The sequence below is a fragment of the Mesorhizobium sp. M7D.F.Ca.US.005.01.1.1 genome (assembly GCF_003952545.1).
Lineage (GTDB): Bacteria > Pseudomonadota > Alphaproteobacteria > Rhizobiales > Rhizobiaceae > Mesorhizobium > Mesorhizobium loti.
On sequence record NZ_CP034453.1, the window covers coordinates 1,720,214 to 1,733,263 of the forward strand.

13 protein-coding genes and 1 other RNA gene are annotated in these 13,050 nt (G+C 62.2%); 8 read left to right on the forward strand and 6 right to left on the reverse strand.

Annotated features, from left to right (window positions below; translation table 11 throughout):
• Window positions 1-12: 12 nt before the first annotated feature.
• The 3 genes from EJ076_RS08260 to EJ076_RS08270 form a co-directional block, all read right to left on the reverse strand.
• Window positions 13-1,881, reverse strand: a complete 1,869-nt coding sequence (locus EJ076_RS08260; RefSeq protein ID WP_126067561.1) for an extracellular solute-binding protein — start codon at window positions 1,879-1,881, stop codon at window positions 13-15.
• The gene (locus tag EJ076_RS08265) at window positions 1,881-3,761 is read right to left on the reverse strand and encodes an extracellular solute-binding protein (protein ID WP_126067562.1); all 1,881 of its coding nucleotides are present in this window, start codon (window positions 3,759-3,761) and stop codon (window positions 1,881-1,883) included. The genes EJ076_RS08260 and EJ076_RS08265 overlap by 1 nt, the downstream gene beginning before the upstream one ends.
• 157 nt (window positions 3,762-3,918) lie before the next feature.
• Entirely contained in the window at window positions 3,919-4,593 is a 675-nt protein-coding gene (locus tag EJ076_RS08270; protein WP_109666284.1) for a cytochrome c family protein, read from the reverse strand.
• A gap of 192 nt (window positions 4,594-4,785) precedes the next feature.
• Here EJ076_RS08270 and EJ076_RS08275 point away from each other — a divergent pair, with 192 nt between their 5' ends.
• Both EJ076_RS08275 and EJ076_RS08280 read left to right on the forward strand, forming a co-directional pair.
• Entirely contained in the window at window positions 4,786-5,514 is a 729-nt protein-coding gene (locus tag EJ076_RS08275; RefSeq protein WP_109666287.1) for a 3-deoxy-manno-octulosonate cytidylyltransferase, read from the forward strand.
• Between the two features lie 43 nt (window positions 5,515-5,557).
• The gene (locus tag EJ076_RS08280; RefSeq protein ID WP_109666762.1) at window positions 5,558-6,421 is read left to right on the forward strand and encodes a prephenate dehydratase; all 864 of its coding nucleotides are present in this window, start codon (window positions 5,558-5,560) and stop codon (window positions 6,419-6,421) included.
• On the opposite strand, the gene EJ076_RS08285 is transcribed toward EJ076_RS08280, so the two are convergent.
• Genes EJ076_RS08285 through EJ076_RS08295 form a run of 3 tightly spaced genes read right to left on the reverse strand, consistent with a single transcriptional unit; the run spans window position 6,418 to window position 8,166 of the window.
• Window positions 6,418-6,723 carry a Dabb family protein gene (locus tag EJ076_RS08285; RefSeq protein WP_109666291.1) on the reverse strand — a complete coding sequence of 102 codons (306 nt, stop codon included), beginning with the start codon at window positions 6,721-6,723 and terminating at the stop codon, window positions 6,418-6,420. The genes EJ076_RS08280 and EJ076_RS08285 overlap by 4 nt on opposite strands.
• A gap of 37 nt (window positions 6,724-6,760) precedes the next feature.
• A complete protein-coding gene (gene nudC, locus EJ076_RS08290; RefSeq protein ID WP_109666294.1) occupies window positions 6,761-7,705 on the reverse strand; it encodes an NAD(+) diphosphatase in 945 nt (314 codons plus the stop codon).
• Window positions 7,706-7,746: 41 nt separating this feature from the next.
• Window positions 7,747-8,166 (reverse strand): HIT family protein, encoded by a 420-nt coding sequence (locus EJ076_RS08295; protein WP_109666296.1) that lies wholly within the window; start codon window positions 8,164-8,166, stop codon window positions 7,747-7,749.
• Window positions 8,167-8,338: 172 nt separating this feature from the next.
• Between EJ076_RS08295 and ffs the strand changes: the two genes are divergently transcribed.
• The 6 genes from ffs to recR all read left to right on the forward strand — a co-directional run bounded on the left by ffs (window position 8,339) and on the right by recR (window position 13,017).
• Window positions 8,339-8,435, forward strand: an RNA gene (gene ffs, locus EJ076_RS08300) — signal recognition particle sRNA small type.
• Window positions 8,436-8,539: 104 nt separating this feature from the next.
• A complete protein-coding gene (locus EJ076_RS08305) occupies window positions 8,540-10,357 on the forward strand; it encodes a DNA polymerase III subunit gamma/tau (protein WP_126067563.1) in 1,818 nt (605 codons plus the stop codon).
• 30 nt (window positions 10,358-10,387) lie between these two features.
• The gene (locus EJ076_RS08310; protein WP_126067564.1) at window positions 10,388-10,711 is read left to right on the forward strand and encodes a YbaB/EbfC family nucleoid-associated protein; all 324 of its coding nucleotides are present in this window, start codon (window positions 10,388-10,390) and stop codon (window positions 10,709-10,711) included.
• Window positions 10,712-10,725: 14 nt separating this feature from the next.
• Complete coding sequence (locus tag EJ076_RS08315; RefSeq protein ID WP_109666302.1) at window positions 10,726-11,133, forward strand: hypothetical protein; 408 nt, start codon at window positions 10,726-10,728, stop codon at window positions 11,131-11,133.
• A gap of 253 nt (window positions 11,134-11,386) precedes the next feature.
• Window positions 11,387-12,319, forward strand: a complete 933-nt coding sequence (locus EJ076_RS08320) for a cell wall hydrolase (protein WP_109666304.1) — start codon at window positions 11,387-11,389, stop codon at window positions 12,317-12,319.
• A 92-nt stretch (window positions 12,320-12,411) separates the two neighbouring features.
• The gene (gene recR / locus EJ076_RS08325; RefSeq protein ID WP_126067565.1) at window positions 12,412-13,017 is read left to right on the forward strand and encodes a recombination mediator RecR; all 606 of its coding nucleotides are present in this window, start codon (window positions 12,412-12,414) and stop codon (window positions 13,015-13,017) included.
• The last annotated feature ends 33 nt before the right edge of the window (window positions 13,018-13,050 follow it).

Here is a 13,050-nt window from a genome sequence, read left to right on the forward strand (position 1 = left end):
TGGACCGATATCTCAGCCTTTGCCAATTTTTGCCGCCTTGCCCTTATCGAACCACCACAGCGTCTCGACCGGAAAGCCGAAATCGGGCTTCTGCTCGACAAAGCCGAACATGTCCCAATAGGCGACGCGGTGATTCGCCAGATAGTATGTTGGAATCCAGTCCAGCCGCGCGCGCAAGACCCGGTCGAGCGCTCTAAGCGCCGTGACGAGTTCAATTCGGCTTTTCGCCTTGCCGGCTGCCACGATCAGCGCGTCGATGGCTTTGCTTTCGGTGCCCGGATAGTTGCGCTGCCCCGGCGTTTTCGCCATCCGGGAATCATAGAGCATCTCCAGGCCGTCGTCGGTCGGCGTCGCCCCGATCGACCAATGCAGCAAGGCAAGATCGAAGTCGTAATCGCTCTGCCGCTGTTCATACTGTGCCGAATCGATTTGCCGGATCGATGCGTCGATCCCGATCGCCTTCATATTCTCGGACCATGGGGTGTAGATGCGAACGATGCCGTCATCCTCCGCCAGCATTTCGACCCGCAGCTGCTCACCCTTGTCGTTGACGACGAAACTGCCCGCGCGCTTCCAGCCGGCTTGCGCAAGCAATCTTGAAGCCTCGCCCAGCAGCTTGCGGTCATGGCCCGAACCGTCAGAGAGGGGCTGCGTTACCGCTTCTCCAAAGACCTCTGGCGGCAACTCGGTCCGGAACGGCTCCAGCAGGGCTAATTCGCCAGGCGAGGGCAGGCCTTCGGCCTTGTAGTCCGACCGTTCGAAGTTCGATTGAGAGCGCTCGTAAGAGCCGTAAAACAGGGCCCGCTTCATCCATTCGAAATCGAAGCATCTGGCTATCGCCTGCCGCACCCGCTCATCGCGGAACTGCGGACGACGCTGATTCAGCGCGACAGCCTGCATGTCTGGCGTCTTCTCGCCGGGAAACTCCCGTTTGACGACCTTGCCGTCCTTCAGCGCCGGAAAGTCGTATCCGGTCGCCCATACCCGTGAGGTGAATTCCTCGCGAAAATGCGTGTCGCCTTTCTTGAAGGCCTCGAATGCCGCTTGCCGGTCAAGATAGAAGTCGATGCGGATGCGGTCGAAATTGTAGAGGCCACGGTTCACCGGGAGATCGCGGCCCCAATAGTCGGGCACACGGTCATATTCGACAGTCTGTCCGGCCGCCACGCGTCCAATCTTGTAGGGTCCCGAACCAAGCGGCGGTGTCATCGTCGAGGAAGCGAAATCATTGGCCGTATAAAAGGCCTTGGAGACGATTGGCATCCCAACGATCGAAAGGATGTTTTGCGCCGACTGTTTGCCGTTGAGGGTGAGATCGACGGTGGCGGGATCGACCGCAACCGCGTCGGCCATGTACCGCAACGCCTGGGAAAGGTTCGGATGGCCCTTGTCCTTATAAAGCTTCAGCGCGAAGACAACGTCTTCCGCAGTCAGCTGCGAGCCGTCGTGGAAACGCGCTTGCGGTCGCAGCGCGAAGCGGAAACCGTTGCGGTCCTGCGACAGGGTAACGGTTTCGGCAAGCAGGCCATAGACCGCATCCGGCTCATCGAGCGCGCTTGTCATCAGCGAATCGAAACAGAGTTCGGTGCGCGGCGGCGCCTCCCCCTTCAACACCAGTGAGTTCAATGTGTTGAAGGTCAGGAAGCTCTGATTGAGGGTCGAGTTCGGCGGCGCGAAATTCATCTGGCCGCCCTTTGGGGCGTCCGGATTGACGTAGTCGAAATGCGTGAAGTCCGGTTTGTATTTGAGGTCGCCGAAGGCAGAGAGGCCGTGCAGTTTGGTGCCGGTCGCAGTGTCGGCGAAGGCCCGGCCTGGCAGCAAGGCGGCGGCAGCAGCGGCACTGCCCAAGGCCAGGAAGTCGCGGCGGGGCAGGGCCGCCATCAATTGCTGCCCTTGTATTTGGCCGCCAGCGCCTTTTCTCTGTCCGGGTCGATCCACCAGGAGTCCAAATCGACTCCGAGATAGGTTGGTTGTTTTTCAGGCATGCCGAACTTGTTCCAGTACGCGGCCCGAACTTTCCCCAAGTGCCATTGCGGCACCATGTAGAAATTCCAAAGCAATACCCTATCGAGGGCATGGGTCGCAGCCGCCAGGTCGTCGCGGTCGGTCGCAAAGATGACGCGGTCGATCAGCGCGTCGACGACAGGGTTCTTGATGCCGGCCAAATTGCGTGACCCGGCCCTGTCCGCAGCCGTGGAACTGAAAAAGTCGCGCTGTTCGTTGCCGGGTGAGTTGGATTGCTGAAAACCTGCGAGCGCCAGCATGTCGAAGTCGAAAGCGCGGGTACGGTTCGTATATTGGCTGTCATCGACAATGCGCAGCGTTGCATCGATGCCCAGGCGCCGCAAATTGTCGATGAAAGGCGAGGCGACCCGCTCGTCAACGGGATCATTGCCGAGGAACTCGATCTTGAACACTTCGCCGGTCTTCGCATTCACCAGCTTTCCGGCCTGATTGATCCAGCCGGCTTGCTTGAAAAGCTCGTAGGCCTTGCGCAAATTCTCGCGACCCGATTGTGGCGTGTCGTAGACCGGCAGCTTGAATTCCTGCGTGAACAGTTCAGGCCGCAACTTGTCTCGAAACGGCTGGAGTATCTCCAACTCCTTGCCCTGTGGCAGGCCGGTCGAGGCCAGATCGCCGCCTTCGAAATAGCTGTCCGTGCGCGTATAGGCGCCGAAGAAAATGGTTCGGTTCATGCTCTCGAAATCATACGCGTAGGTGAGTGCCTGGCGTACGCGCACATCCTGGAACAGCGGGCGGCGCGTATTTATCAAATAGGCCTGCATCGGTTCTGGTGAGGTCGTGGGGAATTCCTTTTTGATGACATCTCCGGATTTGATCGCTGGAAAGGTATACTCGACCGCCCAACGCTGGGCGCGTGCCTCGGCGCGGAAGTCCTCGAAGCCCCCTTTGGTGAAGGCCTGCCAACCGGCGTTGTCGTCAAGGAAATAGCTGAAACGCTGCTTGTCGAAATTCTCGCGGCCGATCTTCACCGGCAGTTTGGCGCCCCAATAGTCCGGCACACGCTGCCAGATGATTTCGGAACCCGGCTTGAAACTAGCGATCTTGTAGGCTGCTGACCCCAGCGGCGGCTCCAGACTCGTCTTGGTGATATCGCGCTTCTTGCCGCTGGCGTCGTTGCCCTCCCACCAATGCTTCGGCAGAATGACGAGATCGCCGAGAATCTTCGGCAGTTCCCTGTTGCCTTTCTGATTAAAGTGGAACTCGACCTCGCGATCGGAGACCGCGACCGCGTCGGTGACGTTCTCAAAATAGCGGTTGTACAACGGGCTGTTGGCCTTCAGCACCTGGAACGACCAGATCACGTCGTCGACAGTGATCGGCTGGCCGTCATGCCATTTCGCACGCGGGTCGAGCCGGTAGGTCGCGGAGGAATAGTCAGCCGGATATTTGTAGGCATCGGCAATCAGTGGGTGGCTGGTGCTGCCTTCGTCGGTCGCCTGCTCCATCAGCGTGTCGTAGAGCAGGCCGCCGCCGAATCCGACCAGGCCAGCCGCCGGTGATCCCTGAACGATATAAGGATTGAAGTTGTCGAACGTGCCGATCACCACCCGGTTCAGCGTGCCGCCCTTGGGCGCGTTCGGATTGACGTAGTCGTAGTGCTGAAAATTGTCGCCGTATTTGGATTCGCCGATCAGCGATGAGGTGGTGCGCCATTCGTCGGCTCGGGTCGCTTGCAACCCCGCCGCCAGAAGGGCTGCCGCCAGCAACGACTTGAGAAGCGTTCGGCCAACCGTCATGCACTATCCTCTTCGCAATGCCCGTTGATAGGCAATCTAGATGATTTGGCGCTCGTGAAAACCGCCATGCGCGGCTTTGTCGCCGCATATGTGGTTTTCCTAACAAAAAAGCCGGGCTGAACCCGGCTTTTTCAAGATCGTTGAGCTGACAGTTTGTTTATTTGGCCGGGGCAGCTGGAGCGGCAGGTGTCGCCGGCTTGGCTGGAGCGGCACCTTCAGCCGGCTTTGCCGGAGCAGCTGCATCGGCAGGCTTGGCGGGCGCGGTTGCATCGGCGGCAGCGCCTGGCGCCGGCAGCGGCTTGGGATTGTCCGACAGCGTGCGCAGATAGGCGATGACGTTGGCGCGGTCCTCGTCCTTGGGCAGGCCGGCGAAGCCCATGGCGGTGCCCTTCACGAATTTCTTCGGCGAGGTGATGAAGTGGTTGATGTTGTCGTAGGTCCACTTCTCGGTGCCGCCCTTGGAAAATTCCTTCATGCCGGCCGAATAGGCAAAGCCTTCATGCTCGGCCACGGGGCGGTCGACGAGATCCCACAGATCGGGGCCGACCTTGTTGGGGCCGCCCTTTTCGCCGGAATGGCAGGCCTGGCACTTCTTGAAGACGGCAGCGCCCTGCTCGACATTGGCGGTCGCCAGCAGATCGGCGATCGGCTTGGCTGCGGCAGCAGGCGCGGCCGGGCCGCCTTCGGCGGGCTCGGTGGCCTCGATGGCGAAACCGGGCTTTTCCGGAGCCGGCGAGGCAAACAGCGCATCGGACACAATGCCGACCGAGAAGACCACGAAAACGGTTCCGAGCAATCCGGCGAGCAGTTTGTTGACTTCGTTGGAATCCATACGCCCCTTGCTCCCTTTTCCGGCGGACCGAACCGTCCACTCCGTCCGTCGGTATCGTGACCCACCCTGCCAGGGCGGTCAAATCGGGCGGAAACTAGGTCTTTTGCTGCGGCGTTGCAACACCTATAAGGGCGCTTCCAGTGAGACCTTTTGCCACTTTCCTTGTCCTCTTTGAGACGCCTTGCACCTGAGATGTCCACGCTGATCCTGATCCCGGCCCGCATGGCCTCGACCCGCCTGCCGGGCAAGCCGCTGGCTGACATAGCCGGCGCCCCGATGATCGTCCATGTCGCCCGCCGCGCCGCCGAGGCCGACCTTGGCCGGGTGGTGGTGGCGACCGACACGCAAAGCGTGGCCGAAGCGGTGCGCGCGCACGGTTTCGAGGCCGTGATGACGCGCATGGACCACGAATCCGGCTCCGACCGCATCCACGAAGCGCTGGTCGCGCTCGATCCTGACCGCAAGGTCGAAACGGTCGTCAATGTCCAGGGCGACCTGCCGACCATCGATCCCGGGATCATCGTTGCATCGCTGAGGCCACTCCAGGATAGAGCGGTGGACATCGCCACGCTCGGTGTCGAGATCGTCCGCGATGAGGAAAAGACCAATCCCAACGTCGTCAAGATCGTCGGTTCGCCGCTTTCGGGCACCAGGCTGAGGGCGCTCTATTTCACCCGTGCCACAGCACCTTGGGGCGAGGGGCCGCTTTATCATCATGTCGGACTCTATGCCTATCGTCGCGCCGCGCTTGAACGTTTTGTCGCGCTGAAGCCGTCGCCGCTCGAACGCCGCGAGCGACTGGAGCAGTTGCGGGCACTGGAGGCCGGCATGCGCATCGATGCGGAGATCGTGCGTTCGATGCCGCTGGGCGTCGACACGCCGGACGACCTCGAACGCGCCAGAACCATCCTTGCAAACTGAAAAATCCCTTCGAAGCTGAGACCCCCTGAATCGAGAATTGGCCATGCCTGAAAAGACCAACAGAATATCCTTCCAGGGCGAGCCGGGCGCCAATTCCGACACCGCCTCCCGCAACGTCTATCCATCGATGGAGCCGTTGCCGTGTCCGACCTTCGAGGATGCGTTCAACGCGGTAGAGACCGGCAAGGCCGACCTCGCCATGATTCCGATCGAAAACACCATTGCCGGGCGCGTCGCTGATATCCATCATCTCTTGCCGGAATCGAAGCTGCACATCATCGGCGAATATTTCCTGCCGATCCATTTCCAGCTGATGGTGCTGCCGGGCGTCAAGCGCGACGAGATCAAGACGGTGCACAGCCACATCCACGCGCTTGGCCAGTGTCGCAAATACATCCGCAAGAACGGCTGGAAGGCGATCGTCGCCGGCGATACGGCCGGCGCCGCCAAGATGGTCTCCGAGGTCAAGGACCGCACCATGGCGGCGCTGTCGCCGGCGCTGGCCGCGACGCTCTACGGGCTGGATATCATCGAGCAAAATGTCGAGGACACCGATTCGAACGTCACCCGCTTTGTCGTCCTGACCAAGAACAAGCAATGGGCGGAGCGCCCGTCGCCTGACGTCAAGATGATGACGACCTTCATCTTCCGCGTCCGCAACGTGCCGGCCGCGCTCTACAAGGCCATGGGCGGCTTCGCCACCAACGGCATCAACATGACCAAGCTGGAGAGCTACCAGCTCGGCGCGTTCACGGCGACGCTGTTCTACGCCGACATCGAGGGCCATCCCGACGATCCACTGGTCAAGCTGGCGCTGGACGAGCTTCGCTTCTTCTCGCGCGAGGTGCGGATTCTGGGCGTCTATCCGGCCAGCGAGTCGCGTGAGCAGTGGAAAGTGGCGGATTAAATCACCGCCCCCAGCGGCACGTAGTCGATCTCCATGAAGGCCTCGACCTCCGGCACCCAGCGGTCGCGCACGAAGGCGACATGGTCTGGATGGTCGTTGTACCTGTTGTAGGCGGCCTGGTCGGCGAACTCCATCGAGAATCCGAAGCGATAGTCGTTCTTCGGGCTAACCTGCCGCAATTGCTCGAAATGCGTGACGCCCCTGATCGCGGTGAGGATTTTCTTGGCGTCGACGAGGAACCTCTTTTCCTCCAGCGAATGCGGCGGGTGCTTCAGGGTGAAGACGACGGTGTGACGGATCATGTCCTGCTCCTGCTATGTCTTTCGGTGTTCGCGGTCATCATTCCGAGTCGACCCAGGCGCGGATCAGGTGATGCGCAATGGCGCCTTTCGGTGGCGTGATCAGATTGACGGGATGCTCCCTGGTCAGCATCAAACGCACTTCGTCGCGGGCAAACCAGCGGCAGTCCTCCAGCTCGTTGAGGTCGGCCTGGATATCGTCGTTGAGCGGTTCGCCGAAGCAGCCGATCATCAGCGAATAGGGAAACGGCCAGGGCTGGCTGGCATGGTAGACGACACGGCCGAGCCTGATGCCGGCCTCCTCCAGCGTCTCGCGGCGCACCGCCGCTTCGATCGTCTCGCCCGGCTCGATGAAGCCGGCAAGGGCCGAGTACATGCCCGGCGCGAAATGACGGCCGCGCCCGAGCAGGCACTTCTCCCGCGTCGCCGTCAGCATGATCGCCACCGGGTCGGTGCGTGGAAAATGCTCGGTGCCGCAATTCGGGCAATGCCGTTTGTATCCGCCGGCCCGCATCTGCGATTCGGTACCGCATTTGCTGCAGAAACGATGGCTGGCGTGCCAGGCAAGCAGGGCGGCCCCTTGCGCCATCGCGCCGGCAGCCGCCTCGTCGATCAGCCCTTGCATATAGACCGAGCGATAGTCGATGGCCTTGATGGTTTCCGGCAATTGCTCGGCGTCGATGCCGGCGGGCACGGCCAGCACCGGTCCCTGTTCGGAAAAACCGAGCAGGATGCCTTGCGCAAGGGAGACCTTGAAGGGCTCGCTCTCGGCGGCGCTGAACCAGGGGTCGAGACCGCCGCCATCCCCGAGCCTCAGATAGAGCCGGCCGCCATTCATCAGAAGCAGCCGCGTCGCCGGGTCGGCGAGCGCCTTGTCGACGGAATCGTCGGCGCGGTTTTCGGATTGCCGGTCGATGGTGTTGCCGGCAAAGCCGACGAACTGGCTCGGCTCGCGCAAAGGCGCGTCAAACAGGCGGAAGCTCATGGAGACTCTGGCGTACGTTGCGGGATGGACACGGGGAACGCTTATAGCGCCGCCTTGATCGTTTCGGCAAACCGCCGCAGGTCGGAACGTTGATAGGGCTCACGCAGGCCGTGCCCCCATACCGGGCCTGGCCAGCCGGGATCGCCTTCCGAACGCGCAATGACATGGATGTGCAGCTGGCGCACAATGTTGCCGAGAGCGCCGGTGTTGATCTTGGTGCAGCCGGTCGCTTTTTTCAGTCCCTGTGCCACCATATTGGTCTCGAAGGTCAGCATCGCCTGGTCGAGCGGCGTCATGTCGTGGATTTCCTCCGCGCCCGGCCGCTGCGGCACCAGGAGCAGCCATGGCCAGCGGCGGTCGTTCATCACGCGCAATTCGCACAGCCCAAGCCACATCAACTGCTCGCTGTCCGCCTCCAGCCGGGTGTCCAGCGTGAATCCGGCCTTCAGGCCCGGCAGCATCGGCGTTTCCCTTGCTTTTCTTGGTTTCCTCAAACGCAGGAACGCTAGAGCGGCGGCAAGGGGGCTGCAAGCGAATCATTGCGCCGCTCACGGTTTGGTGCGCCAATTTCATCTTTTGGCGATTTCTCCGGCGCACTTGCATTTCGTCGCACAATTGCCGATATGGAAAGCGGGAGGTTGGTGGTGGACGATCCACTCGCCAACCGGGTCAGGTCCGGAAGGAAGCAGCCCTAACGAGCCCGGAACGGGTCATTGTTCCAGCCTCCCACCTCATCGGCCCCTCTCGCGACATTGACGATGCATTGCAGCGCGGGCGAGACTATGCGCAGGAATCGGCCGCCTTCGGGTGTGGCCATTTGGAGCTTACGGGCGAATGAGCGAAGCCGGAAATTCGGGACCAAAAAGCCTGGAGATAGGCAAGGCCGCCGCCTATCGTGTTCTGGCGCGCAAGTATCGTCCCTCGAACTTCTCCGAACTGGTCGGCCAGGAGCCGACGGTGCGCACCCTCACCAATGCCTTTGCCACCGGCCGCATCGCCCAGGCCTGGATGCTGACCGGCGTGCGCGGCGTCGGCAAGACCACGACGGCGCGCATACTCGCACGGGCCCTGAACTATAAAACCGCCACCGTCGACCAGCCGTCGGTCGACCTTGCCGTGCTCGGCGAGCATTGCCAGGCGATCATGGAAGGCCGCCATGTCGACGTCATCGAGATGGATGCCGCCTCGCACACCGGCATCGACGACATCAGGGACATCATCGAGCGCGTGCGCTACGCGCCGGTCTCGGCCCGCTACAAGGTTTACATCATCGACGAAGTGCACATGCTGTCGACGCAGGCCTTCAACGGCCTGCTGAAGACGCTTGAAGAGCCGCCGCCGCACGTCAAATTCGTCTTCGCCACCACCGAAATCCGCAAGGTTCCGATCACCGTCCTGTCGCGCTGCCAGCGCTTTGACCTAAGACGCATCGACGCCGGCGCGCTGGTCGCGCATCTCGCTTCGATCTCGGCCAAGGAAGGCATTTCGGTCGACGACGACGCGCTGGCGATGATCGCGCGCGCCGCCGAAGGCTCGGCCCGTGATTCGCTCTCCATCCTCGATCAGGCGATTGCCCATGGCGCCGGCTCCGTCAGCGCCGATGCGGTTCGGGCGATGCTGGGGCTCGCCGACCGCGCCCGCATCGTCGACCTGTTCGAACATGTGATGAAGGGCGATGTGGCGGCGGCCCTTGGCGAATTCCGCGCGCAGTACGATACCGGTGCCGATCCGGCTGCCGTGCTGACCGATCTGGCCGAATTCAACCATCTCGTCACCAGGCTGCGTTTCGTGCCGACGGCCATCGAGGATGCCTCGCTCTCCGAGGACGAGCGGCAACGCGGCGCGGAATTCGCCAGGACGCTGTCGGTCCGTGTGCTGTCGCGGACATGGCAGATGCTGCTCAAGGGCATTCCCGAGGTGCAGTCCTCCAACCGGCCGGTGAGTGCAGCCGAAATGGTGCTGATCAGGCTGGCGCACGCCGCCGACCTGCCGACGCTGGACGAGGCGTTGAGATCGCTTGAGGGCGCAGCACCGGTGCAAAATGGTGCGCCGCGCCCGAATGGTGCGCCCGCAGGTTCCGGCAATGGCGGTGGCGCCAGCGCGGTGGCGCAGACCCGCATGCCTGCCGGGTCGGGCGGCGCACAGACCATGCGGCTTGTGGAGACCACGCCCGCCCCCGTTGCCTTCGTCGCTCCGCCGGAACCCGTCGTGGAGACGCAATCGGCACCGCTGAAATCGCTGGCCGACATCATTGCCCTGGCTGATGCGCAGCGCGACATCGCCTTCAAGGTGCAGGTCAAGAGCTATATCCGCCTCGTGCGCATCGAGCCCGGCCGGATCGACGTCGGCCTGACCAGCGACGCGCCCAAGATGCTGCTCAACGACCTGACGACAAAGTTGCGCGCCTGGACCGGCCGCAGTTGGCTGGTCTCGCTGTCGAAGGAAGAGGGTGGCCAGACGCTTGCCGAGATGGAATCGGCCAAGCGCGAGAACGCCTTCCTCGATGCCAAGAGCGACCCGACGGTGGCCGCCATCCTGGCCCGCTTTCCCGGTGCCAAGATCATCGACGTGCGCATTCCAGACGCGCCGGAAGCCGAAACGGCCGAGGCCGAAGTGCCGGTCGAGCCGCCGGCTGACGACGACGAAACCTGATCCAGCCACGAATCCGCAAAGGACCCGACCATGAAAGATCTTCTCGGCTTGATGGGCAAGGCGAAGGAAATGCAGGCCAAGTTCCAGGCCATGCAGGACGAGATCGCGACGCTGGAAGCGTCCGGCCAAGCCGGCGGCGGCCTGGTCAACGTGACGCTGACCGGAAAATTCGAGATGAAGTCGCTGAAGATCGATCCCTCCTTGTTCAAGGAGGACGATGTCGAGATATTGGAAGACCTCGTGCTCGCCGCCCACAATGACGCCAAGACCAAGGTCGAGCAGGTCATGCAGGAAAAGACCAAGGCGCTGACCGCTGGCCTGCCGATCCCGCCGGGTATGAAACTGCCCTTCTAGCATTCGGCACGGCCATGACCGATGACCCTTCCGAAAGATTGATCGAGCAGCGTATTCGCAACAGGATCTACGAGATCCTGGAAATCCTGGCCGATTGCGACGACGGCGTCGATCTCGTCGGCATCAAGGGGTACTTCAATCTGTTCGAGGATTTCGTCCATCGCCCGTCGATCGAAGCCGGCATATCGGCGCTTTCGAAGGACGAGCGCGCCATCGTGCTGGAGATCGCCGAATTCCTGGAAGCTGCAAGCGAGACAAACCCGGACTTCACCAAGGCCGAGTTCATCGAAAGCGACTGGCCGGCAAAGATCGCGCCGACGGCCAGGGACGCGCGGACGCTGTTCCTCCGGCGCGGCCTGTTTTCGGAGAAGGTTGAGGAGCTTGAGCCTGGCCAGCCGGCCGCGATTGCGGCCGGGCGATAGACCGGTTCCAGGAAAGACGTGACGCGGTTTTCCCGGGAAAAGCGTGTCGCGCTTTCCCTGGGCAATTGCGGCGAAACAAAGAGAGAGCGGTCATCGCTTTTGTGAAATGATGGCTCGATCTATCTGGAAAGCCACGAAATTGTGCCAATTTGGCAACAGTGCGTTGTTAATAACGTTTTGGCCATCATTTTGCCCGAAAGTGTCTCATTCTTGCCGCAGCCTGGGGGCGGGCACGAAGTGAGAGGGTTACCTGTTGATTTCCACGCGATGGAAGACGCCGTTGTTGCTCGGCGCCGTCATTTCACCCCTGTTTTTGGCTGCCTGCAGCCAGACCACTTCGCACGGCATGTCCGTCGCCAGCCTGACCGACGCCATCACGCCGAGTTTCCTGAGCTCGCGGGCCTACAGCCATACGCCGAAGGACAAGGAATGCCTGGAACGGGCGATGTTCTTCGAGTCCAACCGCTCAAGCCGTGATGGCATGGTCGCTGTCGGCACGGTGGTGATGAACCGGCTGCGCTCCGGCAACCACGGCAGCACCATCTGCCAGGTGGTGGGCGAGCCCGGGCAGTTCGCGCCCGGCGTCATGACCAGGTCGATGAATTCGCGGGCGATGCCCGATGTCGAGGAAGCCGCCGATGCCGTGCTCAAGGGCGAGCGCAAGGCCAAGCTCAAGAACACCATGTATTTCCACACCGCCGGGCTGCGCTTCCCCTACAAGAACATGCACTACACCATGGTTGCCGGCGGCAATGCCTTCTATGAGAAGCGCGGCCGCAACTGGCAGCCGCTGCCGGATGAGCCACAGGTCGCCATTGCCTCGGCGGCACCGGAGAAGCCAGCCGCACCGGTGACGCTGGTCGCATCCGCCGAGCCGGCACATCCGGCCAAGACGACAACCGTTCGATCCGCTCCTGCCCAACAGACCTATGTGACCGCGGCCGCCGCGCCGACCGCGAAATCCGCGCGTGTCTCGGAGGAGCCGACGGTGGTGGCGATGCAGGAGCCGATGGAGGAACCGGATGCCGCTCGTTTTGGCGGAACCTTGAACGCAAGGACAAGGGTCATCTCCTCGGTTGAGGACGCGCCGCAAGAGGCGTCGATGGGATTCCAGTCGACGCCTGAGAACACCGACGCCATCGGCGCGATGATTGTCAGCCAGGGCCGGCCGCTCGAAGCCAACTGAACGAATCGCACTCCATAGGGTCCGCCAATTCAACATGGCGGATCCAGTGCTGGGCTGTTTCAAAGCGCGCTGAAAAATCCTAGATCAGAGCGATGTCCAAGCGAATCGCCGGTCCCGAGATCGAACGCCTGATCCAGCTCCTGGCCAAGGTGCCGGGGTTGGGTCCCCGTTCGGCCAGGCGCGCCGCCCTGCATCTGATCAAGAAGAAGGAACAGCTGCTGTCGCCGCTGGCCGCCGCCATGGCCGAGGCGGCCGACAAGGTGCGCATCTGCTCGACCTGCGGCAATGTCGATACATCGGACCCTTGCATGATCTGCACCGATCCGCGCCGTGATGCCGGCACCATCATCGTCGTCGAGGACGTCTCGGACCTGTGGGCGCTGGAGCGCGCGGCGGCGATGAATGTGCGCTACCACGTGCTCGGCGGCACGCTGTCGCCGCTCGACGGCATCGGCCCCGATCAGCTCAACATGAGCTCACTGGTCGATCGCGTCGCCGGTGGCGAGGTCAAGGAGATCATCCTTGCCGTCAACGCAACGGTGGAGGGCCAGACGACCGCGCATTACCTCACCGACCAGTTGTCCGGCTTCGACATCAAGGTGACGCGCCTTGCGCATGGCGTGCCGGTCGGCGGTGAACTCGACTATCTCGACGAAGGCACGCTGGCCGCGGCGCTACGCTCGCGGACGGCGTTTTGACGCAATTGGCCGGCAGGAGAAGCAAATGATTCC

What these genes read in the sequence shown, in the direction of transcription:
- EJ076_RS08270 (WP_109666284.1), bottom strand. Translation starts at nt 4,593, where the DNA reads ATGGATTCCAACGAAGTCAACAAACTGCTCGCCGGATTGCTCGGAACC.
- recR (WP_126067565.1), top strand. Translation starts at nt 12,412, where the DNA reads ATGTCCAAGCGAATCGCCGGTCCCGAGATCGAACGCCTGATCCAGCTC.
- EJ076_RS08310 (WP_126067564.1), top strand. Translation starts at nt 10,388, where the DNA reads ATGAAAGATCTTCTCGGCTTGATGGGCAAGGCGAAGGAAATGCAGGCC.
- EJ076_RS08265 (WP_126067562.1), bottom strand. Translation starts at nt 3,761, where the DNA reads ATGACGGTTGGCCGAACGCTTCTCAAGTCGTTGCTGGCGGCAGCCCTT.
- nudC (WP_109666294.1), bottom strand. Translation starts at nt 7,705, where the DNA reads ATGAGCTTCCGCCTGTTTGACGCGCCTTTGCGCGAGCCGAGCCAGTTC.
- EJ076_RS08275 (WP_109666287.1), top strand. Translation starts at nt 4,786, where the DNA reads ATGTCCACGCTGATCCTGATCCCGGCCCGCATGGCCTCGACCCGCCTG.
- EJ076_RS08280 (WP_109666762.1), top strand. Translation starts at nt 5,558, where the DNA reads ATGCCTGAAAAGACCAACAGAATATCCTTCCAGGGCGAGCCGGGCGCC.
- EJ076_RS08305 (WP_126067563.1), top strand. Translation starts at nt 8,540, where the DNA reads ATGAGCGAAGCCGGAAATTCGGGACCAAAAAGCCTGGAGATAGGCAAG.
- EJ076_RS08295 (WP_109666296.1), bottom strand. Translation starts at nt 8,166, where the DNA reads ATGCTGCCGGGCCTGAAGGCCGGATTCACGCTGGACACCCGGCTGGAG.
- EJ076_RS08260 (WP_126067561.1), bottom strand. Translation starts at nt 1,881, where the DNA reads ATGGCGGCCCTGCCCCGCCGCGACTTCCTGGCCTTGGGCAGTGCCGCT.
- EJ076_RS08315 (WP_109666302.1), top strand. Translation starts at nt 10,726, where the DNA reads ATGACCGATGACCCTTCCGAAAGATTGATCGAGCAGCGTATTCGCAAC.
- EJ076_RS08285 (WP_109666291.1), bottom strand. Translation starts at nt 6,723, where the DNA reads ATGATCCGTCACACCGTCGTCTTCACCCTGAAGCACCCGCCGCATTCG.